Origin of the sequence: Acinetobacter corruptisaponis (genome assembly GCF_030053775.1) — a bacterium.
GTDB classification, from domain to species: Bacteria; Pseudomonadota; Gammaproteobacteria; order Pseudomonadales; family Moraxellaceae; genus Acinetobacter; species Acinetobacter corruptisaponis.
Genome location: NZ_CP125669.1, coordinates 3,160,870 through 3,186,473, shown reverse-complemented (window position 1 = coordinate 3,186,473; position 25,604 = coordinate 3,160,870). Strand labels below are relative to the sequence as shown.

The window sequence follows — 25,604 nt, the reverse complement described above, 5'->3', positions numbered from 1 at the left end:
ATTGTGTCGTCCTTGCACACAAAATTATATCTTTCATGCTTTTGAAAATTCGCGTGGCTTATAACGGTAATGAATCAAACTCTCCCCTCAGTTCTGGAGTCTACTCCATCCATTCGCGTGCTTGACGAGTGGCAGAAGACTATACCCGAAGATTTGTACATACCACCTGCTGCGTTTGAAATCTTGCTTGAGCAATTTGAGGGCCCCCTGGATTTTCTGATTTACCTGATTCAAAAAAATGGTTTTGATTTATTGCAGCTCGACATCTCCCCAATCGCGACTCAGTATCTTTCCTATATGGACAGCATGAAGTCGCTGAATATTGAGCTGACTGCGGATTATATGGTGATGGCAGCGCTACTTGCCGACTTGAAATCACGTTTATTACTTCCTAAACCCAAAGTTGCTGATCAATTTGAGAAAGATCCTAAACAGGAACTGATTGACCGTCTGGAAACCTATTTACGCATTAAACAGGCGGCTGAACGTCTGGGGCAAATGCCAATTTTTGAGCGGGATACCTTTAGTACCAATGTCAGTATTGGTCATATTGCCCCAATCTACGAGGGTTATGATGTCGATGCCCTGCGTGACGCATTATTCTGTATCTTTAACCGTCCTGAACCCATCACCCATGTGGTTGCACAAGAACCTGTATTGCTTGAAGAGCGTATGGCCTATATTGAAAGCCAGCTTGCATCTGGTGAAAGTTTAAGTTTTATTGAACTGCTCAATCCCAAACAGGGTCGTATGGGGATGGTGGTGACTTTTATGGCGGTGCTGGAACTGACACGTCAGCAAAAAATTCAAATTATTCATACAGGCATTGAAGCCCCTCTGACTGTTCAGGGGATTGCCGTATGAGTTTAGACCAGTTCGATGCCAATGAGGGAATGTCACTTGAAGACATTCATCATGATGTTTTATTGCAGATTGAAGCAATTATATTTGCCAGTGACTCAGCCGTTTCACTTGCACGGTTAAAAGAAGCCTTTCAGAACCAATACTCCAAGCAGCAATTACGCACGTTTTTACAACAGCTTGCGATGTTGCAGCATGGCCGCTCCATTGAACTGATTGAAACGGCACAGGGCTTTCGTTTTCAGGTGCGAGCCAAGTACCGTAATATTATTGCCCAAGTCTGGCCAGAACGTCCAACCAAGCTATCGCCATCGCTGCTCGAAACAGTCGCCGTGATTGCCTATCATCAGCCTGTCACGCGTGCCGATATTGAACAGATTCGTGGTGTATCGAATAATAGCCAGATTTTAAGAACTCTTTTTGACTGGAACTGGGTTAAAGAAGCTGGTTTCAGGGATTTACCTGGAAGACCTGCGTTGTTGATTACAACGCCCCAATTTTTAAATGCTTTTGGTTTAGTGTCATTGAATCAATTGCCTCCCCTACAGAACGCCAAGGAAGCATTCATGGCTCTCGATGCACATGCACCGAAGTCTTGAGAGAGGTGAACTGTTGATCATTATGTCTAAGGTTGTGCTGTCATGAGTGAAAAATTACAAAAGGTGTTGGCGAGAGTCGGGTTAGGCTCACGTCGTTATATGGAAGAGGTGATTGCTGCTGGCCGTGTCAGTATCAATGGTCGCATTGCCCAGGTGGGTGAGCGTATCGAACCAACTGATGAACTGCGTATTGACGGTCGTAAGGTGCAGTTCCAGATTGAAGATGAAATTCGCCGCCGTGTCCTGATTTACTATAAGCCAGAGGGTGAGATTTGTTCGCGCAATGATCCTGAAAATCGTCCGACTGTCTTTGAACATTTGCCTCAAATCGCCAATGATCGCTGGGTAATGGTGGGTCGTCTGGATATTAACAGTACAGGCTTGTTGTTATTCACTAATGATGGCGAGCTTGCTAACCGTTTGATGCATCCCTCCAATGAAGTTGAACGTGAATATGCGGTGCGTGTGATGGGTGAAGTCACTCCACAAATCCGTAACAATATGCTAAAAGGCGTTGAACTTGAAGATGGCCCTGCCAAGTTTGAATCATTCTCCGAAATTGGTGGCGATGGTATCAACCGTTGGTATCAGGTCGTGGTGAAAGAAGGCCGTAACCGTGAGGTGCGCCGTATCTTTGAATCACAAGGCTTGAAAGTCAGCCGCTTGTTGCGTACCCGTTATGGTACGGTGATCCTGCCGCGTGAGTTGCGTACAGGTCGCTGGATGGAGCTGGATCGAGCCGATATTGATAATCTGGCAAAATCAGTTGAGTTGAAGCCACGTCAGGGGACTGGCCTGTTTGGTATGGCAAAACGCCGTACTGAAAAAATGACGGAAAAACCATTGGCTGCACGCCGTGGCGGTTATTTACGTCAACAGCGCCGTGATGATGAACAGCAAGATCAGCAGCGTTCCAGCCACAACGGTAATAATAACAATGGCCGCAAAACCATTGGTTTTAACAAAGGCTTTAAGAAATTTTAATCCCTTGCCTTGAAATAAAAAAATGCTCTGATTAGAGCATTTTTTTATGGCTCAACTTTAATGATGGTGACCGATCCCCTGCGGAATCGCATTGAGCAACTTCTTGGTATATTCATGCTGCGGATGCAAATACAGTTCATCCGAATTGGCAATTTCTACCACTTCACCATGATTCATCACCATGACCTGATCTGAAATATATTTCACCACCGATAAATCATGTGAAATGAAAATATAACTCAGTCCAAATTCGTCCTGTAAATCCTGCAACAGATTCAGCACCTGCGCCTGTACCGACACATCCAGCGCAGAAACCGACTCATCACAGATTAAAATTTCTGGCTTTAAGGTGAGGCAACGGGCAATCGCGATTCGCTGGCGTTGTCCACCAGAAAATTCATGTGGATAACGGTCATAGGCATCTACAGGTAAACTGACTTTCTCCAGTAACTCCAAAGCCATCTTTTTACGTTCTGCATCATTTTGCCCAATGCCATGAATCCGCATCGGTTCAAGTAAAATCTGCCCAATGGTAAAACGGGGATTGAGTGATGCATAGGGATTCTGGAAGATGATCTGAATCTTGCGCTGATATGGGGAAAATTCTTTTTCAGTCATGGACAAAATATCTTTACCATTTATCAAGGCTTGCCCACCTGTGGCTTGATGCAATCGCATCAGCAATAAGCCAATCGTGGTTTTACCTGAACCCGACTCTCCCACCAGTCCTAAAGTTTTACCTTTCGCCAACTGAAATGAAACACCCTTAACCGCCTGAAACTCATCTTTGCCCCATAATCCTTTACGGCTATAAAATGATTTTTTCAGGTCTTTGACATCCAAAATAATCGGTTCTTCGCCTGTCAGTCCTCTACTACGTTGCTTTAGGTTAAGTTCGGCTAAATTGCTGACCTCAACCAATTGTCCATTTTCCTGTTGCATAAAATCACTGGTCACAGGTAAACGATATGGACGTGAGGACAACTGTGGACGGCAATGTAACAAGGCTCGGGTATACACATCTTTGGGTTGCTGCAACACCTGCTCAACCTTGCCTGCCTCACGGATTTCGCCATGACGCATCACGATCACTTCATCGGCGATTTCACCGACCAAAGCCAAATCATGGGTAATAAACAGCATCGACATTTGATGACGTTGACGAAGTGATTCCAATAAATCAATAATCTGCTTTTGAATGGTCACATCCAATGCTGTAGTCGGCTCATCGGCAATCAGAAGTTTGGGTTTACAGGCAATTGCCATTGCAATCATCACCCGTTGCTGCTGACCACCTGAAAGCTGGCTTGGATAAGCATCTATTTTGCTTTCAGGTGATGGCATACCGACTTCATGCAGCAATTCCAACACTCGGCTTCTTGCCTGTTTACGATTCATCCCTAAATGAATACGAAGCACTTCGGCAATCTGATCTCCGACCGTGAATACAGGATTGAGTGAGGACATCGGCTCCTGAAAAATCATGGCAATGTCTTTGCCGCAAATCTGGCGGATTTCCTTTGCGGATAAATTGAGTAAATCCTTACCCTCAAAGCTGATCTTGCTTTGATTGGCAATCTGGCTCTGCCCTTTGGGCAATAAACCCATAATCGCCAATGAAGTCACGGATTTGCCACTACCCGACTCACCGACCAAAGCAACCGTTTTATTTTTTGGAATATTAAATGAAATACCCTTGACCGTTTCAATCCACTGCTGGTTTTCACCCTTAAAACTGATATAAAGATTTTCGACTTCCAATAACGGCGTTTCATGATTATTTTGCATCTGATTTCTCCGCTATTTTAGTTTGGGATCAAGTGCATCACGCAATGCATCAGTAAACATTGAAAATGCCGTGACCAAAACCGCCATCGCAATCGAAGCCGCAGCCAATTGCCACCATTTCCCTAGAATCAATTCACTTTGTGCTTCATTGAGCATACTCCCCCATGACACCACACCAACAGGTACCCCAAAACCCAGAAAGCTAAGGATGACTTCGGATTTGATAAAAGACACCACCAGAATCGAAATCTGTACCAAGGCAATATGGCTGACATTTGGAAAAATATGCACAAACATTCGACGCATATTGCTGACGCCAATGGCTTTGGCTGCCAGCACATATTCACGCGATTTGTGCTTCATATATTCGGCACGAATCAGACGGAATACCCCCGTCCAACCCGTTAAGCCCAGAATGAGTACAATCGAAAGAATGCCTTTTTGCTGCAACACCGCAGCAATCGCCAGCACCAATAACAGATAAGGAATCGAGGTGAAAATGTTATAGAACCAATTCAGTACATCATCGACCCAACCGCCAAAATAACCTGCAATTGCCCCTAAAAATGTGCCAATCATCACCGATAATAAGGCTGCCAATAGTCCCACTAAAATTGAAGTTTCAGCTCCTTTAATGGTTTTAAGCAAAACATCCTGCCCCCATTTATCTGCTCCAAATGGCAAGGTAGTTTTCAGTTGCTGTTGTTGATCGAGTAAATGTCCGCCCAACTGCTGATCAATTGCCTGCATATCCGCAGCTAATGGGTCAATCATGCCATAGTTGTCTATGGCTGAACTGCCATGTTGTTCCGCCTGAATTTCCGCATTGAGTTGTTGAATCACATCTTTGAGTGGGTCGACTGGGTTTTCAGGTAGTGCTGCTGTCGTTTCAGTGGTTGCTGTCGCTGGTTCAGCATCCGCACCCTGAAAAGTGGGGGGCGCATAACTGACTGCCACTTCCTTATTCCAGTTCGATGCAATCACGCCCGTCATGGATAAAGCCAGCAAAATGAAATAGAACAACACCACCAAAAAGGAAATGACGGCAATGCGGTCTGCTTTTATTCGGTTTAATGCCAGATGCCATAATCCATTTGACTTTGTAGATTGATCAATAGAGGCCTTATTTTTAAAAATTGTACTGAGCATGATTCCCTCCTATTTCAACTGAACACGAGGGTCAATGGCTTTGTAAATCAGATCAGCAATCAAATTAAAAATCATGGTGACGGCTGCCACATAGACTGTAATCGCCTTAATCACAGGAAAATCACTGCGTTCCACCGCAATAATAATTTCCCGCCCAATGCCAGGAATCCCAAAGAAACGCTCAATCAGAAATGCACCGATTAATAAAGCTGGCAAGCTTGCCATCACCTCAGTGACAATCGGAATCGAAGCATTACGCAACACATGAACGCCCAAAACCCGTGTTTCAGGCACACCTTTAGCACGGGCCGTCCGCACATAGTCCTGATGAATTTCATCCAGCACAAAGCTACGATATAAGCGTAAGGTCGGTGCGATGCTCACCACCAGCATAATCAGGATGGGTAATAAGGAATAATAAAATAGATTTTCGCGAAAGCTGTCGCTCCAGCCCTGCACAGGAAACCAGCCCAACTGGTAAGCCAAAACATACTGGAAAATGATGATATAGACCAAAATACTGATCGACATGCCAATGGTACACAGCATCATGACCATACGGTCTGTCAGTGAACCACGTACCGATGCCACCGCCAAGGCCAGCACAATCGAGATCACGGTTTGCAGAATCACCAGTGGAACCAATAAGGTCAGTGATGGCCCCAAACGGGTCAAGATAATCTGCGATACCGATTCACCTGTACTCCAGCTTGCGCCATAGTCAAAGGTCAGGATTTGCTGAATAAAAATCCAGAGTTGCACGTAATAAGGCTGATCCACGCCCAACTGTTTACGGATATTTTCAATCTGTTCAGGATTGGACATTTTGCCTGCCAGAATATAGGCAGGGTCGCCACCAACCCAGTTAAACAGGAAAAAAATCAGCAAAATGACACCCAACATGGTTGGAATCATTTGCCAGAGTCTACGCACGACATAAGCAAACATCTTGGCACATCCTTATTTGACTCGTTGTCCTGTAATTTCATCCAGAAATACCTTGTTGTCAGGCGCTCTACCCAGAAAATCTTTCACCAGTTCAGCCGCTTTTTTCTGGCTGCCCTGTGACAAAATAGTCTGGCGATAACGTTGTCCAACTTCTGGATTATTCAGGTTATCCCCAAAGGCAGATAACATATCCAATGCCAATACTTCAGACCACATGTAGCCGTAGTAACCTGCCTGATAGCCCATTAAATGTCCGAATTGCCCTGGGAATTGGGTATTTTCCACATAGCCCAATGCGGTTGCCGATTCCATTTTTTTCCAGACATCCAATGGTTGCAGTTGGCGAGGGTCTTTGTCATGCAATGCCATATCATATTGTGCATACAGGGTTTGGCGAGCATAACGTGCGCCACGTCCATAGTTGTGTACTGCATTTAAACGCTCAATCAGCACATCATCAACACGAGGGCAAGCAGGCTCACAATAGTCCGCTACTTTGGATAAGGTTTCTTTACGTCTCGCCCATTCTTCATACATTTGCGAGGGCGCTTCGACAAAATCGCGCTCGACTGAAGTGCCAGATTGCCCCACATAACGGGTATTGGACAAAATGCCATGCAAGGCATGTCCAAACTCATGTACAAAGGTTTCCAGCTCATTGCTATTTAAACCCTTACGATTAAAATTGGTCACCAACACTGAAATTGGTTTACGCCCTGTTAAGCTGCTACCGCCATACACGCCCCACACTGCCGCATGTCCATATTTGCCCTCACGCGGAAATTTATCCATATACAAACCGCCAAGCAATTGCCCAGTTTTCTGGTCGGTCACATCGTAATATTCAACTTCATCCTGCCATGTATCCACTTTGACAGGTTTAAATTCTATCCCATATAGATTTGATGAGATCGCAAATAACCATTTCTGTGCCGCTAAGGTCGGGAAATAATCACGCATTTTTTCCTGATCAATCTGGTATTTATCCTTGCGTAATTTTTCTGTCCAATAGCCCACGTTCCAGCGTGTAATCTCTGCCTGTTCTAAAGGAATATTCAGTGTTTTTGCCTTAAATTCCCTTAATTCCTGCATTTCCTTTTGCTCAAGTGGCGTCACAATCTGGTAAATGTTATTCAGGAAATCATTCACCGTTTTTGGATTTTTCGCCATGCGTTTTTTTAAGGCGAGATCGGCATAGCTTGGCTCACCGAATAACTGTGCCTGTTCATAACGCAGGTCAATAATCTGTTTGAGCAAGTCCAGATTCTTTGCTGTACCCCGTCGGGTAAAAGCAGTCTGGTAACGTTTACGTGCTGCATCACTCTCAGAAAGTTCCATAAACGGCTGATAGGCAGGATAATCAAATCCCAGCAAATAGTTACCCTTATCATTTTTCTTGGCATTAGCAAGATAGCTCTCTGGCAAACCTTTTACTTCATTTGGGGTAAATTCCAGTTTTTCAGGATTATCATTAATATTGCGAGTAAATTGCTGTGAGAGTTGGGTTTGTTGATTACGGATTTCCTTTAAGCGTGTTCTTTTTGCCGGTGACAATTGCACGCCTGTATTCTCAAAGTCAGTTAAAATATCCTGACGGTATTTCACATCAATTGGATCAGTCGCTTTGCTATTTTTAATACGTTGATAGAGTTTTGGGTTCTGATATAAATCGGTCTGCAACTGTTCCATTTTGACAATACAGTCATCAGCCGCCTGACGAAACTTCGTATCAGGATAGACATTACGATATAAGCTGATCGGATTGGTCAAGTCCTCAAACATCGCCATAAAAGCATCCCATTCTGCTAAAACAGGTGCAGCATTGGACTCAGCTTTGACTGGCTTTTTTTCGAGCTGGGAAATACGTTGCTGGAGTTTTTGAATGCTGGCATCACACCATTGCGGTTGGTCGGCGAGTTTTAGAATAGGTAAGGTAGCGCGTGCTGGTTCTGCCCATGCCGTTTGGTTGATTCCACAAAGACCAATAAAGCACAGCCCCAAATTTGTTAATGTCTTTTTTGCCACACGCTTTCTCCAATTCATTTCAATTCTGTTCAATTTAATACTAATTTTCAAAAGATTCTTACTTTCAAAATCTATATTTAAGTTCGTTCTATACAGCTAACGAATTTATGAAAAAACAATTATCTTGGCGGAGTCCTGCCAAGTTCTCATCCTATTTCAGGATTAGCCTGCGGCTCGCCCTACTTTTCTTTCGGGAAAAGTAGGCAAAACCATTGTCATCCGCAAAACTCGTTCAATACCATCGAGTTTCTAATCTATCGCAGAAATAACATCCTACAAATGAAATCCTGTCTCGGACAATTGCGGATGACGTTTCCGAGTATCAAATATTACGATTATTCCTATATTAAAAGCCCATCTTATCCAAATCTTGCCTAATAGCCTCAACCCCCATTATTTACTATCGTGCTAGGCGGCATGGATGCCGCCCCGTCGGACTGCGGTAACAGGGACGTACTGTCAGTCCGACAAAGGATTTTTGCTTACTTTTCATCCCTGAAAAGTAAGGTATTGCCTATGCGAAAAATAAAAACTTTACACAACATTTATGGCTGTGCCATGTTGTGATGATAATGTCTTTACAAAAGTTAGTATTATTTCCTTTCCTCAATATCAATATACATCCATTCCGCAGGCAAAATCGGATGCTTTTTATAGCCAATCACACGCGGCTGAGCCAAGACATTACGATAACGACTCGAAATCATTTGTACAGGAGAATAAAACTCCAGCAAGCGTGCCATCTTCCGATATAACTGATCCCGTTCAGGCCCATCTGACAATTTTAATGTCCGCTCATATAAACGGTCATACTCAGCTAACTTAAAACAGGAATTATTGGTGGCATTAACATTTTTGCCATAAAACAACTGCATAAAATTATCGCCATCAGGATAATCCGCAATCCATGCAGAACCCTTGAACATGGTTTTACACTGCTTTTCTGCTTTTAAACCCTCAGCAAATGGCACAGGTTTGGAGACCATATTCACTTTAATGCTGGCTAAATTTTTCTTTAATAATTCAGCCATTTGCATACTACGTGCGCTATTACTGGATGGCATAAACTCAATCAGCAAAGGCTTGCCATTCGGTAAAGTACGCCAGCCATCCGCCCCAACTTTATAATGATAACGATCCAGCAACAAATTGGCAGCTTTCACCGAATAAGGAACACTACCCTTATAGTTTGGATCATGCCCTGCAACGCCATAAGGAATGGGGAACTGCAAACGCTTGGCATCCCCTTTCATTAAAATCTGAATGTCTTTTTCAGGTGAATGCGCCATTGCCATTGCACGGCGTAAGGCAATTTTTTCCTTACTCAATCCACCCACTACAGGGTTTTGCATATTCCAGTATAAATAATCAATCGAGGGATCAGAAATACGGGAAAGCTGAATGCCTTTCTGCTCAAATTCAGGTTTTAACTTACCATCTTTGAGTGCCTGAGCAGGCAAATCTCCTGTTAAGGTCAATAAATCCAGCCCGTCTTTTTGAAAAGATAACCAACCCGACTGTGCTTCCTCAATCACCTGAATATTCACCACACCAATCTGTGGCATTTTTTTGCCTTGCATCTGCTGGACAATTTTCTGATCTTCAGGATTGCTGGCTTTAAAATCCCAGACAAAGCCACGATAGTCAGGATTGGCTTTTAAAATAATTCGTGAAGCGGGTATCCAGCGAGCCAATAAATAAGGTCCTGTGCCAATCGGATGCCCCATGACAAAACCAGCCTTGTCCCGATAATGTTCAATCACTTCACGCGCCACTGCCCCTGTTGGCTGGTGTGCCAGCAACATCGGAAAATTATGATTTGGTTCAGTCAGGCGAATCACCAGCGTATAACGGTCAGGCGTTTGCAAGCCTGCAATCGGTTGATCGTAATTAAACTTCCCCGTTTTATTCGCTTGCTGAATGGCACTGTCCATTCCTGCGATGCGTCCCTCAAACAGCCAACTACTTGGTGAATGCAGTTGCGGATCAAGCAAACGCTTAAAGGAATAAGCATAATCTGCTGCTGTGAGTTCTCGTGGCTTCCCCTTAAACACAGGGTCTGGAGAAAAATAAATCCCTTTTTTAAGACGGATAGTATAAGTCAAGCCATCCGCACTGACTTCTGGCAAGGCAGCCGCAGCATTGGGAATCAGCTTGGCAGGTGAAGCCAGATAATCATAGGTATATAAGGTATCAAAAATGGAATACAGTACATGCGCTGAATACAAATCCTGAACTGCGGCAGGATCAAAACCCGTTTCCGCCACAGGAAAGGCATAGCGCAGCACCTTGTTTGGATCGGCTGGACTTTTTGCCATTGTCCCATTGCTTATGCCAATCGACATTGTGCCAAGCAAAACCGCCATCCCATACTGCTGCAATGAAAGTTTAAAATTCTGCTTCATACGTGTTCACATTATTTCTTTTGTGTTGGAACAATATCCAGATATTGCCAATTGGTATTCATAATCGGATGTGCCTTAAAGCCCTGAATTTCAGGCTGAATGACCCAGTTACGGATACGGGTATCCTGTAGCACCCACGGATTATCCGCTTCAATTTGTCGGCTCATTTTTTCATAAAAAGGTATACGTTGATCAGGCGGTTGCTGCATGGCTTGTTGATAGAGTGCATCATAGGCTGCGGATTGATAACAGGATAAATTGCCTCGACCAACATTCGCCCCATAAAGCAGTTGAACAAAATTCTCTCCCTCTGGATAATCGGCATGCCACGCACCGCCCCACATCATATATTGACATTGAAAAGCGGCCTTGAGGTTATCGGCAAAATTACTGACCTTAAAATCTACCCGAATGCCAATCGCATCCAGCCCCTTTTTCCACAGTTCTGAATAAATCACAGAAGACGAACTACTTTCGGTATTGATTTTGAGGGTTAAAGGCTTGCCATTTGGAAAAGTGCGATAACCATCTGCCGCCTTTTTATAGCCAAAATGATCCAGTAATTTATTCGCCAAGACAGGGTTATAACCAATGCTACTGCGATAATTCGGGTTATGACCATTCACGCCAGCAGGTACCAGCATTTCTGCCTTAACCGCCTGCCCCTTACGAAGAATACGAATATACTCATTCATATTCAATGACATGGCAATCGCTCGTCTTAACGCAATTTTATCCAGACTACTGCCACCGACCACAGGATCACGCATGTTAAACATGGTGTAGGTGACTTCTGCTTCCTTATTGGCATATAGGCGAATGCCCTTTTTCTGCATCTCCGCATTCAGTTGATTGTTTTGATCTAAGGCTTTGGCAATGGCATTGGCCGTTAAGCTATCAAAATCAAGTTGTCTGGACTGAAATGCCAGCCAGCGTGATTGTTCTTCTTCAATAATGCTGACGGTCACTCTGCCAATTTGTGGCATGTGTTTACCACTCATTTGCTTGACCAGTTGATTATCCCAAGCCGTGCCTGTGGATTTAAAATTCCATGTAAAACCACGATAATCAGGATTGGCGACCATCTCAATTTTACTGCGAGGCACATATTTACCCAGCATATAAGGCCCTGTGCCAACAGGATGCATCCCGATACGATCTTTATAGTATTCAACCACTTCCCGAGCCGTTGCGCCAAAGGTGCTATAGGCAAGAATATAGGGAAAATTATAATCAGGCTGGGTTAGAGTAAATTGAATGGTGTATTTGTCAAGCGCCTTTACTCCCTCAATCGGTGCATCGTAATCAAATTTTCCCGTCTTGTTGGCTTGCTCAACCAGCGCATTTGCACCAAGCAATTTATTATCAATAAAGGAAAAAGACGGTGCATGATTTTTGGGGTCGAGAATACGCTTGACCGCATAGACATAGTCTTCAGCAACCAACTCTCTACGCTTGCCTTTAAATGCAGGATCATCAGTAAAGTAAATGCCTGACTTGATTTTAAAGGTATAAACCTGCCCATTTTTTTCGATCACTGGCAGGCTTTCTGCTGTTGCAGGCACTAGCCTGACTGGATTTGCCAAGTAATCGTATTGAAGTAATCTTTCAAAAATCACATCGGCAATATTGCCACTATAAAAGTTGGAGGTTTTGACCATATCAAAACCATCATCAGGCGCAGGAAACGCCACCCTCAGCACCTTGTCAGCTTGGGCAGGACTCTTTGCATGGCTGACTGGCATCCCTGCAATCATGACCGCAATTAAGGCGACCTTTAAAAATTGAGGCTTCAATGTAATGCTCATATCCTGATTTTTAATCCATATCCAGCTTTTCGCCAGTATTCAGGTGTATTGATGAATTTGCTTTTATGGACTCCATCATTCTATATTTTTGCAAAAGAATCAATGAATTAATATTTTCAACATTTGATTAAAATAGAATGTTGTTTTATCAAAATAAGTTGTTATTTTATTTCATTGATCACGATTGGGATGATGGTGCTATTCACCTTATAGCCTTTGGGTTTGTCATTACAGGCATTTCCCGTTACGGTGGTTTTCACCACATAAGGCGAATAAGACATGACATTTAAATAACCTGTATCATCTGAACCTGTACGACAATCTTCTGCATCCAATTTTTCATCGTAACGTCCTGCATAAGAGGATTCCTGTACTTCTGTAATCAACCTAGTATTCCATTGACTCAGATACACCAGACTTTTGCTCGATTCAACCGTTCCCTGTCCTGAACCAGCACTTTCAATTTCAACCAGATCAACAGGCTTGCCTTTATAAACCGTTGAGTGAATTTTAAATGTATTGGATTGACCACCAAATTCTTTTAAGATTTTAGCTTGTTTTAACTTTGGGCGAGTCAGTACATAACCAGCCCAAAAATTACGTCCTGCATTCTCAAAACTTACACCCGATAGATAAGCTTCTTCACCTGAAACCAATTTCACTTTTTCAGTATGATCAATCAGAATCGCTTTGGGTGGATTAGCATTTGAGTCATTTAGATTGGTAATCCAATTTACAATCGTTTCAGCGGGTGGGGCAGCAGCATAAGCTGGCGAGATTAGGGCTGATAGGCATAGAGCCACACATATAAAATTATTTTTATTCATTGTTATTCACCTTAAATTTGTTAAATGGCTTCTAAAATCCATTAGCTATCGCGATGGCGGCATGGATGCCGCCCGTAGGGCTGCGGTATAAGGATATACCGTCAGCCCTACAAAGGATTTTTGTCTTGCGCTGTTTCAGTCACAGCTCATCATCCCTGAAAAGTAAGATAATGTGGCCTTAATTAGAAAAAATCGGGAAGACACTGCGACTCCCCCTATTGAATAAGATTCTAAATTTAATGGATTCATTTAAAATAAAACTTTTCCAATTCAATCCATTGAGCATCAGGAAAATGCTTTGCCAAATAAGCTTTTAGATAATCAGCCGTATCTTTTGAAATAATCGGATCTTTCGACTCATCCTTTAAGTTATACACCAAAGCATGCAAACTCAAACCACGCTGCTTTAAAGCCTCTAAACTCAACAAAGTATGATTAATACTTCCTAAACGCCCAGAAGTCACCAAAATCACAGGAAATTGATGCTGCACAATATAATCAATGGTCAACAACTCTGTGGTTAAAGGCACCATCAAACCGCCAGCACCTTCCAAAAGTACCACATCAAAACGCTGGGCAAGTTCTTTAGTCGCAGCTTCAATCCTAGCAAAATCTAAATCTCGCCCGTCCAAACGTGTCGCTAAATGGGGCGAGGCTGGATACGTAAAAATTTCAGGCATGGTCAGCTTTTCATGGTCTTCCTGAAACCAGCCACTGCCCATAATTTCACGATGTTTTTCGATATCTTCCGAGATCTCGACATTACCCGTTTGCACCAACTTCTGGGTAATAACGCGCTGCCCCTGTTCTGTCCAAAGCTTGGCGAGATAGCCTGTGGCATAAGTTTTACCAATCTCAGTATCAATACCACTGACAAAATAAATTGCTGCACTCATGCTGTTCTCCGTGCAATCACATAAATCGGATGATAAGTCAGACAAAAACCCTGCTCATCATAGAACTGTTGATAATCTGAATAAAATTGCTGTAAAGATTGCTTAGTCCAGCGATGCGATTGAGCTGTTGCGGTCACGCCTGTGGCTTTTAAATGCTGCAATACCGATTTTGGATGATCAAAATAACGCTGCTTATGATCTTGGTGCATGAAGAGTACTTCAAAGCTTTGTTGTTCAAGCTGCTGTTGCAAAGTATCCAAATCGACATAATTTAAACCTTGTCCTGTTAACTGCTTAATTTCGTTCAAATTGTCAGGACCAAAGCTAGAAAAACAAAAATAGGCATTCGGTTTTAACGCAGAATGAATCCGTTGTAATAAAGCAGGTAAATCAATCATCCACTGTAATGCCGAACTGGAAATCACTGCATCCAAGGACTGCGGTAAATTCAGCTGTTCAATATCACCGATCAACCAATTGACGTTCTCAAAATCAGGGAAGTGCTGATCCACATCTGCATATAAGTCATTTAAAAACAGTTGCTCAACCTGAAAATAGGACTCACATAAATGGGTTAAGTTGCCTGAACCACAGCCAATCTCAAGGACTGATGGCAAAGATTGAGGACAATAGATTTTAAGATATTCAAATAACTGCGTACTAATCTGTTTCTGTACCACAGCATGCTCAACATAGCTTTGCCCTGCTTTGGCAAAACGTTGGGCAACCAGTGCTTTATTGATGCTCACAAGCACTCCACCAGTTGTTCCAATTCGTTTTTTTGCACCAAAGCGGTGAGTGAAATGCGTAGCCGTGAACTATTTTGCGGCACAGTCGGTGGACGGACGGGCATGGCATAAAAGCCCTTTTCTTGTATATAACGAGCTTTTTCAATCGCCGCTTGGCTTTCTCCGACAATAATCGGAATGATATGACTGCTCGATGGGCTTGAAAAACCTTTTGCAAGCACTGCTTGTTGTAAATACTGACTGATCTCAGCCAAGTGCTGACGGTGTTGCTGTATGCTCAACACTTTATTAAAAATAAAATCTGCCCAAGCGATCGAAATGGGTGGCAATGCCGTACTAAAAATCAGCGGGCGCATTTTATTGATCAGATAATCACGAATGATTGAATCACAAATGATATAGCCGCCTACCGAGGCAATTGCTTTGCCAAAGGTACCCACCAAGAAGTCAATCTGATCCAATACGCCATATTGTTCAGCACAGCCCAGACCTTGCTCCCCCCTGACGCCAATCGCATGTGCTTCATCGACATACAACATGGTTTTGACATAACGCTGTTTTAACTGCGCCAATGCAGCTAAATCCGTCTCGTCGCCATCCATACTAAAAATACTTTCAGTCACCACAATAATGCGTTCAACTTGCTCATCTTGGTGATACTTTTGCAATAACTGTTCCAGATGCTGCAAATCATTATGACGATAACGTACATATTGAGCAGTCGAAAGTCGAATGCCATCAATCATACTGGCATGTACCAATTTATCAGCCAGAATCACGGTTTTACTGTCAGCTAAGGCTGGCAAAATACCGATATTCATGTGATAGCCGCTATTAAAAAGTAAGGCCGCACGGCCAAAAGCTTTGCTTAGGCTATTTTCAAATTGTTCATATTCTGCAAAATTACCCGTGAGCAAGCGTGAAGAAGATGAACTAAAGAGTGCTCGTTCGATTTTCAGCGTATCAAGAAATTCTTCTCTTAAGCGCAAATCAGCGGCCAAACCTAAATAATCATTGGATGCCAGATTCAACATGGTTCTGTCATGAATGGTGATAAAGCGACTATGCTGTTGATTTGAAGTAAATTGACGGAAATTACCGTGTTGCTTGAGTTGCTCAAGCTGCTCGGCATAATGATCAAGCAAGGACATTGCTATTTGCTCCTTGCATATTTTTCACCACTTCACTCATCTGTGCTAATAAATAATGAAGTTCATCATCGCTAATCACATACGGCGGCATCACGTAGACCAATTTTCCAAATGGTCGTACCCAAATCCCCCGTTCAACAAACTGTTGCTGTAAGGTTTTCAGATCAACATTGCTGGTTAATTCAACCACACCTATCGCACCTAATACCCGTACATCAGCAACGTGATCGAGCTGAGCTAAATCCGTTAATTGTTCAGCAAGAATTTTTTCAATCCGTTGAATATTGGCTTGCCAATCCTGCTCCACCAATAATTGCGTACTTTTTAATGCAACTGCACAGGCCAGCGGATTCGCCATAAAGGTTGGACCATGCATAAATACACCCGCTTCACCTCGACTAATGGTTTCAGCCACTTGCTTAGTGGTTAAGGTCGCAGATAGCGTCATATAACCACCTGTTAAGCCCTTACCAATACACATGATATCGGGTTCGACCTGCGCATGTTCCCATGCAAACATTTTGCCTGTACGTCCAAAACCCGTGGCAATCTCATCAAAGATCAGCAATAAATTGTATTGCTCACACAAGGCTTTGGCTTGGCTCAAGTATTCGGGATGATAAAAACGCATGCCGCCTGCACCTTGTACAATTGGTTCAATAATCAGTGCAGCAATGGTTTGGTGATGCTGTTCAATTTGTTGTTTTAATTCTTGAATATCTTGTGGATTCCATTCACCATCAAAGAGGCTCTGTGGGGCTGGCACAAAAATTCGATTCGGTAAACTACTACCAAAAATCTGATGCATTCCTGTGACTGGATCACACACCGACATCGCATTCCAGGTATCGCCATGATAGCCAGAACGGGTGGTAATAAAGTTAGTTTTCGCGGGTTGATTCAACGCAGCCCAATATTGAACTGCCATTTTTAAGGCCACTTCTACTGCAACTGAACCTGAGTCTGCGTAGAAAATCTTATCTAAACTCGGCGGCGTAATTTTTAATAATAATTTGCCTAATTCAATCGCAGGTTCGTGGGTCAGACCACCAAACATGATATGCGCCATTTTCTGTAATTGATCTGAAACCGCTTGGTTAAGTTCAGGATGGTTATAGCCATGAATTGCACACCACCATGACGACATGCCATCAAGCAAAGTTCGCCCATCTTCTAATTCAATCGTTGCACCGTAGGCACGTTTGACTTTAAAAGTTGGCAGTGGATTCAACATCGAAGTATAGGGATGCCATATATGTTGTAAATCAAATGGGTCTGTCATCCTTTACCTCTGTAAATTCAATATTTAATGATGTGCTGTACAGTGTCATTTCGAGTACTCACCCAATTTCAGGATAAGCTTTCAGCTGGACTTACTTTTTAAAGATAAAAAGTAAGCAAAAATCTTTTGTTAGGCTGATGGCACATCCTTGATGCCACAGCCTAACGGCGACATCCATGTCGCCTCCACGATAGCGAATATTAAAAGTAAATTTCAATAGTGATAAGAACGTTCAATAAATCTCAGTAGCTGTTAATCTTAAACTTGTCAAAATCTAAAATATATTGCGAGAACTTTCAATTCAAGCAAGATTAAACCCTCTATTGAATAAAATCTTCAATTATTTGCACAGTCTGCTCAACCATAAAGCACGGAAAACCATGCGAAGCTTCATCAATAAAAACAACCAATAGATTCTTCGCAGCTAAATTCTCAATATTTTGCACAACTTGGTAAGGAACAAGTGCATCAAACGCTGCAAAGACATGCAATTGATGACCTTGATAATTTTTATACATACTAACCAAATTCAACTGTTCAAGTAGTTGTAAACCTTGTTTCAATAATGCAATCGGTTGCGGACGAATCAATTTCTGCATTGCCAAAAAATCTTTTTTCGCAGAACTTGCTCCTTGACAGACCAATAAGCCAAAACGTTTTAAGGTGATAATCGCATCCTGTTCAAATGACTGTCTAAATGCAAAGAAAGTTTCAACTGGCATTGCAGTCGTCCAATCTGGCTGAGCAACAAAACATGGATTTGAGGCTAAAGTGATTAAAGCTTTCTGTTCAGCATATTGTTGTTGGATTTGATCAACCAGTAAGGTTGCCAGTTGCCCACCAAGAGACCATCCAGCAATCACATCAAAGTTACGTGCAAACTCAACTTGTTGTCCTAACACTTCATTATCCAAAGCATTAAAAATATTAATTCGCTCAACTGAATGTCCTTGCTGTTCTAAAGCTTCATGTAAAGGTTTTAAAAGTTCAGCCCCACCGCCCCATCCAGTAATGAGCAAAATCTTCTTCGACAAATGTATACCTTTAATGCTGATCAATCATTTTGTATAAAACATCGCATAGATTGGTTATTTTTTCTAGCTGACACGACTCAATTTGCTAAAATATGTGCTATTACTCCAACGATACTTTGAGATCACAATGATGAATATGATAACGTCCAAAGTTCTTATTTTATGTAGTTCCCTTATTCTACTGAGCACACCAAGCCTAACCACAGCACAAAGCACCTTATTTTCCAAACAAGATACCGCTCAAAAGGAATGGGTGGGACAATCCGCGCCTGATTTCAAGTTGCAAGACCAGAAAGGTCAATGGCATACGCTCAGCCAATATAAAGGTAAATGGATTGTTCTTTATTTCTACCCAAAAGATAACACTGCGGGCTGTACCCAAGAAGCCAATCAATTTAAATCACTCTATCCTCAATTTTTAAAATCGAATGCAGTGGTATTGGGCGTGAGCTTGGATGATGTCGCCTCACATCAAAAGTTCTCAGAAAAACTGGGGCTACCTTTCCCAATTCTTGCAGATGATCAAGGGGAACTTGCTGGAAAATTTGGTATTGTTCGAAATTTCGGAGTTGCTAAAGTGGCGAAAAGAGAAAGCTTTTTAATCAATCCGCAAGGGGCAATCATGTATCACTACACCAGCGTAAATACACAAACCCATGCTGATCAAGTGTTGAAAGATTTAAAAGAGGTACAGAATAAATAATTTTAAGCTACTTATATGAAATTTTAAGGGGAGCAAAATACCGTTACCCTTAAATATGAATAAATGAATATAATATCTTTTGACTTAAAAATAAAAATTCAGGATAGATAATGCAGCAATTTAAAATTCAAATACCAATATATGATTACCCACCTAACCATTTTCCTAAAATTATATTATTAATTTGTATTCTTTACTTATTTTTTAAATCATGGCTTAAAGAAAACAAAATTCAGGAAGATTTTCCACTCCAAACTTTGCCAAACTATCTTTATCAATTGATGATCAATCCTATAGAAATTATCGACTGGACTGTAGTCACATTGATCTTTGTTTGCATTTTAATACTAGTTGTTATTCAGTGGATGATTAAATCAATCATAATCAATCTATCATTAAGTATAACGCCAGAAAAAATTTATTGGTCAATTTATCGATTTAAAGTTTATACTGTCATACAAAAGAATGATTTAGCCTACATCTTATGGATTAAACCACACAAAATTTTTAAATCTTCACAACAGTTTAGTGCAATACAATTTACATCAAAGCATAAAACAACATTTAGCCAACTCGATTTATCCTCATTTTCAGAAGAGAATCAAACACAGATCATTGAGCTCTGCCAACAGTATTATGGCTTGAATATTAATCATCCTAAAGAAAGATTATTTTCATTAAGGCAGGATATTCCACCTATTATTTTGTATCTCGTTTTTGCAGTCGTGCTCTGTTTTGCATTTTATTTTTATTTGATCAGATAAAAGAAAGCCAACTTTTCAGTTGGCATTTCCATTTAAATTACATCTGCGATTGAATATAGTTTTGCAAACCAATCAATTCAATTAAACGTAACTGCTTTTCCAACCAGTAAGTATGATCTTCTTCTGTGTCAGAAAGCTGCTGGCGCAACATATCACGGCTAATAAAATCGCCTTTTTCTTCACACAATTTAATACCTTTCGCAAGCTTCTCACGAACATGATATTCAAGTGCCAAATCTGCTTTTAAGCAGCTCACAACATCTGTACCCACATTGATGTCTTCACGGCTCATATTTGGCTGGGCGCCCAAAAACAAAACACGGCGAATGATTGAGTCTGCATGGGAAGCTTCTTCCTGCATCTCATGGTCAATACGCTCGTAAATCTTGCTCAAGCCCCAATCTTCATACATACGGGAATGGATTAAATATTGATCACGGGCAGCCAATTCACCGCCAATGAGCATATTTAAATAGTCGATGACTTCTGGATTGCCACGCATAATACTTACTCCTATCGAATGACAACATTATGGTCAATTTACACAATAATTGCAAAACCAAAAGTATGTAAGTTCATGATTTTTATAAAATTAAAATGAGAAACATACGCATTTACAGTTTTAATTCGCCCAATTTATCTAATTAAAATAAGCCTTTGCACATTGGGCAGAGCTTCACAACTCAATGAATTTAATCAAAATCCTTTATTTAGTTTTTTGTAACGATTCGCAATGCTTCTTATTCCACTGCAATTTTGATCAAAAAACATTAAAAAATGACTGCTCGGCTGTTGTTTGTTTACACAAAATTCGGTAAATAACATCAATCACAAAAACACAATGCGGAAATAAAATGGATAAAAGTAAGCCAATCTTGGTCACGGGTGCAACGGGTTATATTGCGGGCTGGATTATCGAACGCCTGTTGAATCAGGGTTATAATGTTCATGCAACAGTTCGTGATCCCTCAAAAATAGAAAAGATTCAGCATCTTTATGACATTGCAGAACAGTCATCGGGACAAATTCAGTTTTTTAAAGCCGATTTACTTGAATCTGGTTCTTTTGATGAAGCCATGCAAGGCTGTGAAATCGTGATTCATACAGCCTCGCCTTTTGTTGTGACCAACTATAAGGATGCGGTAAAAGACATCATTGAGCCTGCGGTAAAAGGAACAGAAAATGTACTGGACAGTGTCAATCGCACTGAATCAGTAAAACGAGTGGTGCTGACCTCAAGCATTGCCTCAACTTATGGCGATGCGGTGGAAATTCAAAATACCGCGAATAATGAGTTTGATGAAAGCCACTGGAACAATACCAGCAGTGAAACCCATCAACCATACCCATACTCGAAAGTTGCCGCAGAACGCAAAGCCTGGGAAATGGCAGAGCAACAAAATCGCTGGAGTCTTGTCTGTATCAACCCTGCACTGGTGATGGGACCATCACTAACTGATGCAAGTCAGTCTGGCAGTATTGAAGTACTACAACAGTTTGGCAATGGCACCACCCTGTTTGGTGTACCACCGATGTGGAATGGCATTGTTGATGTTCGTGATGTAGCGGATGCGCATGTGGCTGCTGCCTTAAACCCTCAGGCACAGGGTCGCTATATCATTTGTGGTGGGACATTAAGCCTACTAGAAATGGGTAAGGCATTAACGCAAAAATTTGGCTACAGATACCCTTTTCCACATTTTACTGTGCCTAAAACAGCATTTTCTTTGATTGCACCAGTATTTGGACATTCACGTCAATTTGTAAAACTCAATATGGGTTATCCAATCTACTTTAATTCACAACGTAGTGTGAAAGATCTGGGGATTCAATATCACGATATCCGTGAAAGTGTCTGTGAACATTTCCAGCAATTGCTTGATGATGGGATTGTGAAAAAATATATCTAAACCGATAACATTGCATCATAGGGGTCGAACACAGTTCGACCCTACATGCCATATATTACTGATTTATAGTGGCAAACTGTGTTCGTCCATATAAGTTAAAATAAAAGTTTAAGCCTCATACTGCGCCAAGAACTCTAAAAACTCTTGTTCATTCATCACCCGAATTTCCAGTTTCTGTGCCTTGTCCAATTTGCTTCCTGCTTTCTCACCCGCAACTACACACTTGGTTTTACTTGAAACACTACCACTAACACGAGCACCCAAAGCCTGAAGCTTCTGCGTTGCCTCATCACGCCCCATACTTTCCAGTGTTCCTGTCACCACCCAACTTTCGCCATTTAATGGCTGACGAGTCGGTGCAGTCGGTGCATCCCAGTGGATGCCTGCGGCAAGCAGGCGATCCAGCACCTCAATGTTATGCGAAGCCTGGAAGAAGTCAGCGATCCATTCTGCGGTAATTTCACCGACATCAGGGGTTTTCTTGAGTGCCTCAATATCTGCTGACTTTAACGCATCAAAAGTCTGAAAGGTATTTGCCAACATACGTGCGGTGGTTTCACCCACACCACGAATCCCGAGTGCATAAATAAAACGTGCCAAAGTGGTTTTCTTGCTGGCTTCAATCGCATCAATCAGGTTTTGAACAGATTTCTCACCCATTTTCTCAATGGTCAGCAGCGTTTCACGATGCTCATGCAAATGATAAATATCAGCAACGTCCTTGAGTAAATCAAGGTGTAATAGAGACTCGACCCAACGATCACCCAAACCTTCAATATCCAGAGCTTTACGGGATACAAAGTGGCGAATGGCTTCAATCCGTTGTGCTGCACAATATAAGCCACCTGAACAGCGAGCCAGTGCCTCGCCCTCTGGCATTATAATTGGTGAATTACATACTGGACAGTATGATGGTAATTGAATAAGTTCATATTCTTTATTTGGTAAACGTAAATCAAACTTTACTCTTTTAATTTTAGGGATAACATCAAAGTGTCACCTTACAACTAACTTTTCATAATGCAAATATTATTGTAATAACTGAAGTTTTGATATAAAACTTGAACATCTTCACTAGTTGAAACTATCAAAAAGAGAATGGCTGTGATAAATCATGACGAAAGGCTCATTTTTTTATCTACGTTTATTAGTGTCGGTGAGTTGGTCAGAAAATGGATTGATTCTAAGAGCACGAATCAGCAACCCTTGCTTTCCCTTATCTTGATTCGGTACATCGAACTGATCCATTCACCTTTCAACAATGATGATACAAACGAGCTAATTCTTAACCTTACTTACATTCGTGCAGACCTTTGCCAGCAGAATAAATTTAAAGATGCAAATGAAAGGTATGAAAAGATTTGCTTGCTCATAAAGCACATGATTGATGAGAGCTATTTCAAAGGCGGAAATGTCGATGGTCTATCTTCTCTCATGTGTAGTCTCACTGAATCTCAATACGAAGCCTGTAAGGCTGAGAAAATTCCATTCGAGGTTTCTCTCAAACTCAACTATGACCTTTCCAAATCAGATACAGTAGGCAACGCTAAAGATGCCCCCCTCTCACCTACTGTTGTGCTAAGACTTGAATACTTATCAGGAATTTTGAATGCTGATGTTTATTATTTAATTTCTAATTTTATATCTCAGTCGAATAAGCAGCGACAAACCCAACTATCATTTTTAATGAAAAGATACATAGCAATACTGTATGAACCACTTAACAATAACGATTCAGGTGAACTAGCTAAAAGCCTACAATATATTCGAATAGACCTTTGCAAAAGACACACTTTTAAAAGCAGTATAGCCTTAATCAATAATCTTATAATGATCATTAAACGATTAATTAATACAGATTTTTTTAACAAGAAAGAATTAAATAAGCTAGATAATTTTCTTACTTTACCAACTGAATCTCAATTCAAACTAATTAAGTCAGAAATTATACCAGAAGAAATATCGAATCTTTTCGCACATGAATCCAGCGCCGATGAGAACTTTAATAAAATACTAAACTCCACCTGCACTCCAGAAATTGCGAATAGATTAAAAGAGCACGTTAACAGTTTTAAGCATAAGAAACATCATAGAGAGCCCTTAATTCAATTTTTAGAGCAAATTTCATCAACTAATATTGAGTGGTATAAACATCCCAGAATTATTCAAGGTGAGCTTTTAAAATATAGAGGTAACTTGCTTGATGAATATCAAAGAAATACTGCGTATAGTAAATTCCAGAACGTTAAGAACTCACTTGATGTGTTAGTTAAACATAGCCTATTACCAGAAAACCTTGAAATGCCGGACAATTTACGTAGGTGTACAAATACGGAAAAGGTGCGAAAAAACAACCCGCTCATATGTGAAGTGGACATGTATGATGAAAAAAAGCGTGATGAATACATACACACTCCCCAGTTTATCGAATCTTTAAAGAGCGAACTTTCATATAACTTGTGTATCCTTGTGAAAAACGCCCAAGAGATTGTTTTTCAGGGGTACAAAAAGTTTTGTAATAAAAATATCATCATAGAGCAAAGCCAGTTTGATGAATTCATGAACCACCCTCAATTTCTCGTAAGTAGAACAAAAGGCAGCAATTCTAAGTCAAAGATAAACCCTTTTAATAGCGCACATCCACTACGCTTAAATAATTTAACTGCTTATTACGATCATTACTTTAATGATCTACTGAATGGCAAAACTCAACATAATATTAACGGTCTCGCTATAAGCGAAGATATCCTTGGATATCTAGGCTTAACAAGCAGTATTGCATCTGCGATGCAAACCATCATCACAGAAGAATTAGGGATTAATCCGTACTCGCTTTATAGAGTAAAAATATCATCTGACGGTCACGGCCATGAATTTGTTATAGTGGATGATGAGGGTTCTGTAAGAATTAAAGCTTTAAAGCCACGAGCTAGAAACGCTCGCTCAAGAAAGGCAGAAGGATCTTATAAATCATTAGCCGATATAGATGCATATGAAATAAATGCAGCTACTTGCTTAAGAATGGCATTAGAAATGACAGCAAGAATCAGAGAGACCTTGGGAATACGAGATCTATGGGTTTGCCTAACTTGTCACGGTGTCACTGTTCCATGTCCTGAAACATTCCAAAATAAATTTAATAAGTTCTGCTTGACGCTCTCACCTCAGAACACGACTTTGCAGGAAGCTACATTAAAAAAAGTACGTACATCAAAAGGTGTTTTAATTTATTTAAAATCAAATGGCGACTCCATCAAGACTGCGACATATTTTGGCAATACTGTTAAGACAACTCTTAATCGTTACATCCCGAAATATTTAACTGAGATAATTTACAGGCTCAAAATAAGAAACTTTCAGAAGATATTTCTGTTTATGGCTACCTCATCTGATAAATTACCTTTCGAGTCACTAAATATGAGTGAGGCCGAATTTAAATTACAGCTAAAACAAGTTTTCAACAATCCAGATATGGGAGGTAATTTATACAAAAAACTAACTAACCCTTGTATAGATAATGAGGAAGATACCCCACTATATTTTTGTGTATCTGATCAAAACCTTCAACTAGCTATAAAATATGCGAAAGATGGTAAAGATGAGAAGTTAAAGAAAAACTGTAAAGATGTACTTGATAAGATTGGGCAAGAGTCCTCAGTAATGATGAAGAATATGCTTAGGAAAGCACAGTTAAATGTCGAGAAAAATAGTTATTAGGTGT

At 41.1% G+C, this 25,604-nt stretch carries 20 protein-coding genes and 1 pseudogene; 7 read left to right on the top strand and 14 right to left on the bottom strand.

Going from position 1 to position 25,604, the window contains the following annotated elements:
* The first annotated feature begins 69 nt into the window (after window positions 1-69).
* Genes QLH32_RS15105 through rluB form a run of 3 tightly spaced genes read left to right on the top strand, consistent with a single transcriptional unit; the run spans window position 70 to window position 2,444 of the window.
* A complete protein-coding gene (locus tag QLH32_RS15105; protein WP_283266869.1) occupies window positions 70-864 on the top strand; it encodes a segregation and condensation protein A in 795 nt (264 codons plus the stop codon).
* Window positions 861-1,460 (top strand): SMC-Scp complex subunit ScpB, encoded by a 600-nt coding sequence (scpB, locus tag QLH32_RS15100; RefSeq protein ID WP_283266867.1) that lies wholly within the window; start codon window positions 861-863, stop codon window positions 1,458-1,460. Before QLH32_RS15105 ends, scpB begins: the two co-directional genes overlap by 4 nt.
* Window positions 1,461-1,502: 42 nt before the next feature.
* Window positions 1,503-2,444, top strand: coding sequence for a 23S rRNA pseudouridine(2605) synthase RluB (rluB, locus tag QLH32_RS15095; RefSeq protein WP_283266865.1), 942 nt, complete (start codon window positions 1,503-1,505; stop codon window positions 2,442-2,444).
* A gap of 57 nt (window positions 2,445-2,501) precedes the next feature.
* On the opposite strand, the gene QLH32_RS15090 is transcribed toward rluB, so the two are convergent.
* The 12 genes from QLH32_RS15090 to QLH32_RS15035 form a co-directional block, all read right to left on the bottom strand.
* Window positions 2,502-4,232, bottom strand: coding sequence for an ABC transporter ATP-binding protein (locus tag QLH32_RS15090; protein ID WP_283266864.1), 1,731 nt, complete (start codon window positions 4,230-4,232; stop codon window positions 2,502-2,504).
* Window positions 4,233-4,244: 12 nt separating this feature from the next.
* Window positions 4,245-5,381 (bottom strand): ABC transporter permease, encoded by a 1,137-nt coding sequence (locus QLH32_RS15085; protein WP_283266862.1) that lies wholly within the window; start codon window positions 5,379-5,381, stop codon window positions 4,245-4,247.
* A gap of 9 nt (window positions 5,382-5,390) precedes the next feature.
* The gene (locus QLH32_RS15080; RefSeq protein WP_283266861.1) at window positions 5,391-6,329 is read right to left on the bottom strand and encodes an ABC transporter permease; all 939 of its coding nucleotides are present in this window, start codon (window positions 6,327-6,329) and stop codon (window positions 5,391-5,393) included.
* Between the two features lie 12 nt (window positions 6,330-6,341).
* On the bottom strand, window positions 6,342-8,372 hold the full coding sequence (locus QLH32_RS15075; RefSeq protein ID WP_283266860.1) for a M3 family metallopeptidase: 2,031 nt from the start codon (window positions 8,370-8,372) through the stop codon (window positions 6,342-6,344).
* A 575-nt stretch (window positions 8,373-8,947) separates the two neighbouring features.
* Window positions 8,948-10,759 carry an ABC transporter substrate-binding protein gene (locus tag QLH32_RS15070; RefSeq protein WP_283266859.1) on the bottom strand — a complete coding sequence of 604 codons (1,812 nt, stop codon included), beginning with the start codon at window positions 10,757-10,759 and terminating at the stop codon, window positions 8,948-8,950.
* Window positions 10,760-10,770: 11 nt separating this feature from the next.
* A complete protein-coding gene (locus tag QLH32_RS15065; protein ID WP_283266858.1) occupies window positions 10,771-12,567 on the bottom strand; it encodes an ABC transporter substrate-binding protein in 1,797 nt (598 codons plus the stop codon).
* Between the two features lie 161 nt (window positions 12,568-12,728).
* Entirely contained in the window at window positions 12,729-13,394 is a 666-nt protein-coding gene (locus QLH32_RS15060) for a hypothetical protein (RefSeq protein ID WP_283266856.1), read from the bottom strand.
* A gap of 245 nt (window positions 13,395-13,639) precedes the next feature.
* The gene (bioD, locus tag QLH32_RS15055; protein WP_283266855.1) at window positions 13,640-14,290 is read right to left on the bottom strand and encodes a dethiobiotin synthase; all 651 of its coding nucleotides are present in this window, start codon (window positions 14,288-14,290) and stop codon (window positions 13,640-13,642) included.
* Window positions 14,287-15,039 carry a malonyl-ACP O-methyltransferase BioC gene (gene bioC / locus QLH32_RS15050; protein WP_283266853.1) on the bottom strand — a complete coding sequence of 251 codons (753 nt, stop codon included), beginning with the start codon at window positions 15,037-15,039 and terminating at the stop codon, window positions 14,287-14,289. Before bioC ends, bioD begins: the two co-directional genes overlap by 4 nt.
* Complete coding sequence (locus tag QLH32_RS15045) at window positions 15,036-16,190, bottom strand: 8-amino-7-oxononanoate synthase (RefSeq protein ID WP_283266852.1); 1,155 nt, start codon at window positions 16,188-16,190, stop codon at window positions 15,036-15,038. The genes bioC and QLH32_RS15045 overlap by 4 nt, the downstream gene beginning before the upstream one ends.
* Entirely contained in the window at window positions 16,177-17,472 is a 1,296-nt protein-coding gene (gene bioA, locus QLH32_RS15040) for an adenosylmethionine--8-amino-7-oxononanoate transaminase (RefSeq protein WP_283266850.1), read from the bottom strand. The genes QLH32_RS15045 and bioA overlap by 14 nt, the downstream gene beginning before the upstream one ends.
* A gap of 320 nt (window positions 17,473-17,792) precedes the next feature.
* Window positions 17,793-18,512, bottom strand: coding sequence for an alpha/beta hydrolase family protein (locus tag QLH32_RS15035; protein WP_283269361.1), 720 nt, complete (start codon window positions 18,510-18,512; stop codon window positions 17,793-17,795).
* Window positions 18,513-18,633: 121 nt separating this feature from the next.
* Between QLH32_RS15035 and QLH32_RS15030 the strand changes: the two genes are divergently transcribed.
* Window positions 18,634-19,209 (top strand): peroxiredoxin, encoded by a 576-nt coding sequence (locus tag QLH32_RS15030; protein WP_283266848.1) that lies wholly within the window; start codon window positions 18,634-18,636, stop codon window positions 19,207-19,209.
* Between the two features lie 110 nt (window positions 19,210-19,319).
* Complete coding sequence (locus QLH32_RS15025; RefSeq protein WP_283266846.1) at window positions 19,320-19,973, top strand: hypothetical protein; 654 nt, start codon at window positions 19,320-19,322, stop codon at window positions 19,971-19,973.
* Window positions 19,974-20,010: 37 nt separating this feature from the next.
* Here QLH32_RS15025 and ftn read toward each other — a convergent pair whose 3' ends face one another.
* Window positions 20,011-20,475 (bottom strand): heteropolymeric bacterioferritin subunit Ftn, encoded by a 465-nt coding sequence (gene ftn / locus QLH32_RS15020; RefSeq protein WP_283266844.1) that lies wholly within the window; start codon window positions 20,473-20,475, stop codon window positions 20,011-20,013.
* 352 nt (window positions 20,476-20,827) lie between these two features.
* Between ftn and QLH32_RS15015 the strand changes: the two genes are divergently transcribed.
* Window positions 20,828-21,883: an SDR family oxidoreductase gene (locus QLH32_RS15015; RefSeq protein WP_283266842.1), complete on the top strand. Its 1,056-nt coding sequence runs from the start codon at window positions 20,828-20,830 to the stop codon at window positions 21,881-21,883.
* Between the two features lie 108 nt (window positions 21,884-21,991).
* Here the strand turns inward: QLH32_RS15015 and QLH32_RS15010 are convergent.
* Window positions 21,992-22,873 (bottom strand): annotated as a pseudogene (locus QLH32_RS15010) (helix-hairpin-helix domain-containing protein); the annotation flags it as partial.
* Window positions 22,874-22,981: 108 nt separating this feature from the next.
* On the opposite strand from QLH32_RS15010, the gene QLH32_RS15005 reads away from it, so the two are divergent.
* Window positions 22,982-25,600, top strand: coding sequence for a hypothetical protein (locus QLH32_RS15005; protein ID WP_171071214.1), 2,619 nt, complete (start codon window positions 22,982-22,984; stop codon window positions 25,598-25,600).
* Window positions 25,601-25,604: the final 4 nt, after the last annotated feature.

Bases quoted from the DNA above. Each gene is read 5' to 3' on its own strand.
- QLH32_RS15105 (WP_283266869.1), top strand. From the start codon at position 70: ATGAATCAAACTCTCCCCTCAGTTCTGGAGTCTACTCCATCCATTCGC.
- scpB (WP_283266867.1), top strand. From the start codon at position 861: ATGAGTTTAGACCAGTTCGATGCCAATGAGGGAATGTCACTTGAAGAC.
- rluB (WP_283266865.1), top strand. From the start codon at position 1,503: ATGAGTGAAAAATTACAAAAGGTGTTGGCGAGAGTCGGGTTAGGCTCA.
- QLH32_RS15090 (WP_283266864.1), bottom strand. From the start codon at position 4,232: ATGCAAAATAATCATGAAACGCCGTTATTGGAAGTCGAAAATCTTTAT.
- QLH32_RS15085 (WP_283266862.1), bottom strand. From the start codon at position 5,381: ATGCTCAGTACAATTTTTAAAAATAAGGCCTCTATTGATCAATCTACA.
- QLH32_RS15080 (WP_283266861.1), bottom strand. From the start codon at position 6,329: ATGTTTGCTTATGTCGTGCGTAGACTCTGGCAAATGATTCCAACCATG.
- QLH32_RS15075 (WP_283266860.1), bottom strand. From the start codon at position 8,372: ATGAATTGGAGAAAGCGTGTGGCAAAAAAGACATTAACAAATTTGGGG.
- QLH32_RS15070 (WP_283266859.1), bottom strand. From the start codon at position 10,759: ATGAAGCAGAATTTTAAACTTTCATTGCAGCAGTATGGGATGGCGGTT.
- QLH32_RS15065 (WP_283266858.1), bottom strand. From the start codon at position 12,567: ATGAGCATTACATTGAAGCCTCAATTTTTAAAGGTCGCCTTAATTGCG.
- QLH32_RS15060 (WP_283266856.1), bottom strand. From the start codon at position 13,394: ATGAATAAAAATAATTTTATATGTGTGGCTCTATGCCTATCAGCCCTA.
- bioD (WP_283266855.1), bottom strand. From the start codon at position 14,290: ATGAGTGCAGCAATTTATTTTGTCAGTGGTATTGATACTGAGATTGGT.
- QLH32_RS15045 (WP_283266852.1), bottom strand. From the start codon at position 16,190: ATGTCCTTGCTTGATCATTATGCCGAGCAGCTTGAGCAACTCAAGCAA.
- bioA (WP_283266850.1), bottom strand. From the start codon at position 17,472: ATGACAGACCCATTTGATTTACAACATATATGGCATCCCTATACTTCG.
- QLH32_RS15030 (WP_283266848.1), top strand. From the start codon at position 18,634: ATGATGAATATGATAACGTCCAAAGTTCTTATTTTATGTAGTTCCCTT.
- QLH32_RS15025 (WP_283266846.1), top strand. From the start codon at position 19,320: ATGCAGCAATTTAAAATTCAAATACCAATATATGATTACCCACCTAAC.
- ftn (WP_283266844.1), bottom strand. From the start codon at position 20,475: ATGCGTGGCAATCCAGAAGTCATCGACTATTTAAATATGCTCATTGGC.
- QLH32_RS15015 (WP_283266842.1), top strand. From the start codon at position 20,828: ATGGATAAAAGTAAGCCAATCTTGGTCACGGGTGCAACGGGTTATATT.
- QLH32_RS15005 (WP_171071214.1), top strand. From the start codon at position 22,982: ATGGCTGTGATAAATCATGACGAAAGGCTCATTTTTTTATCTACGTTT.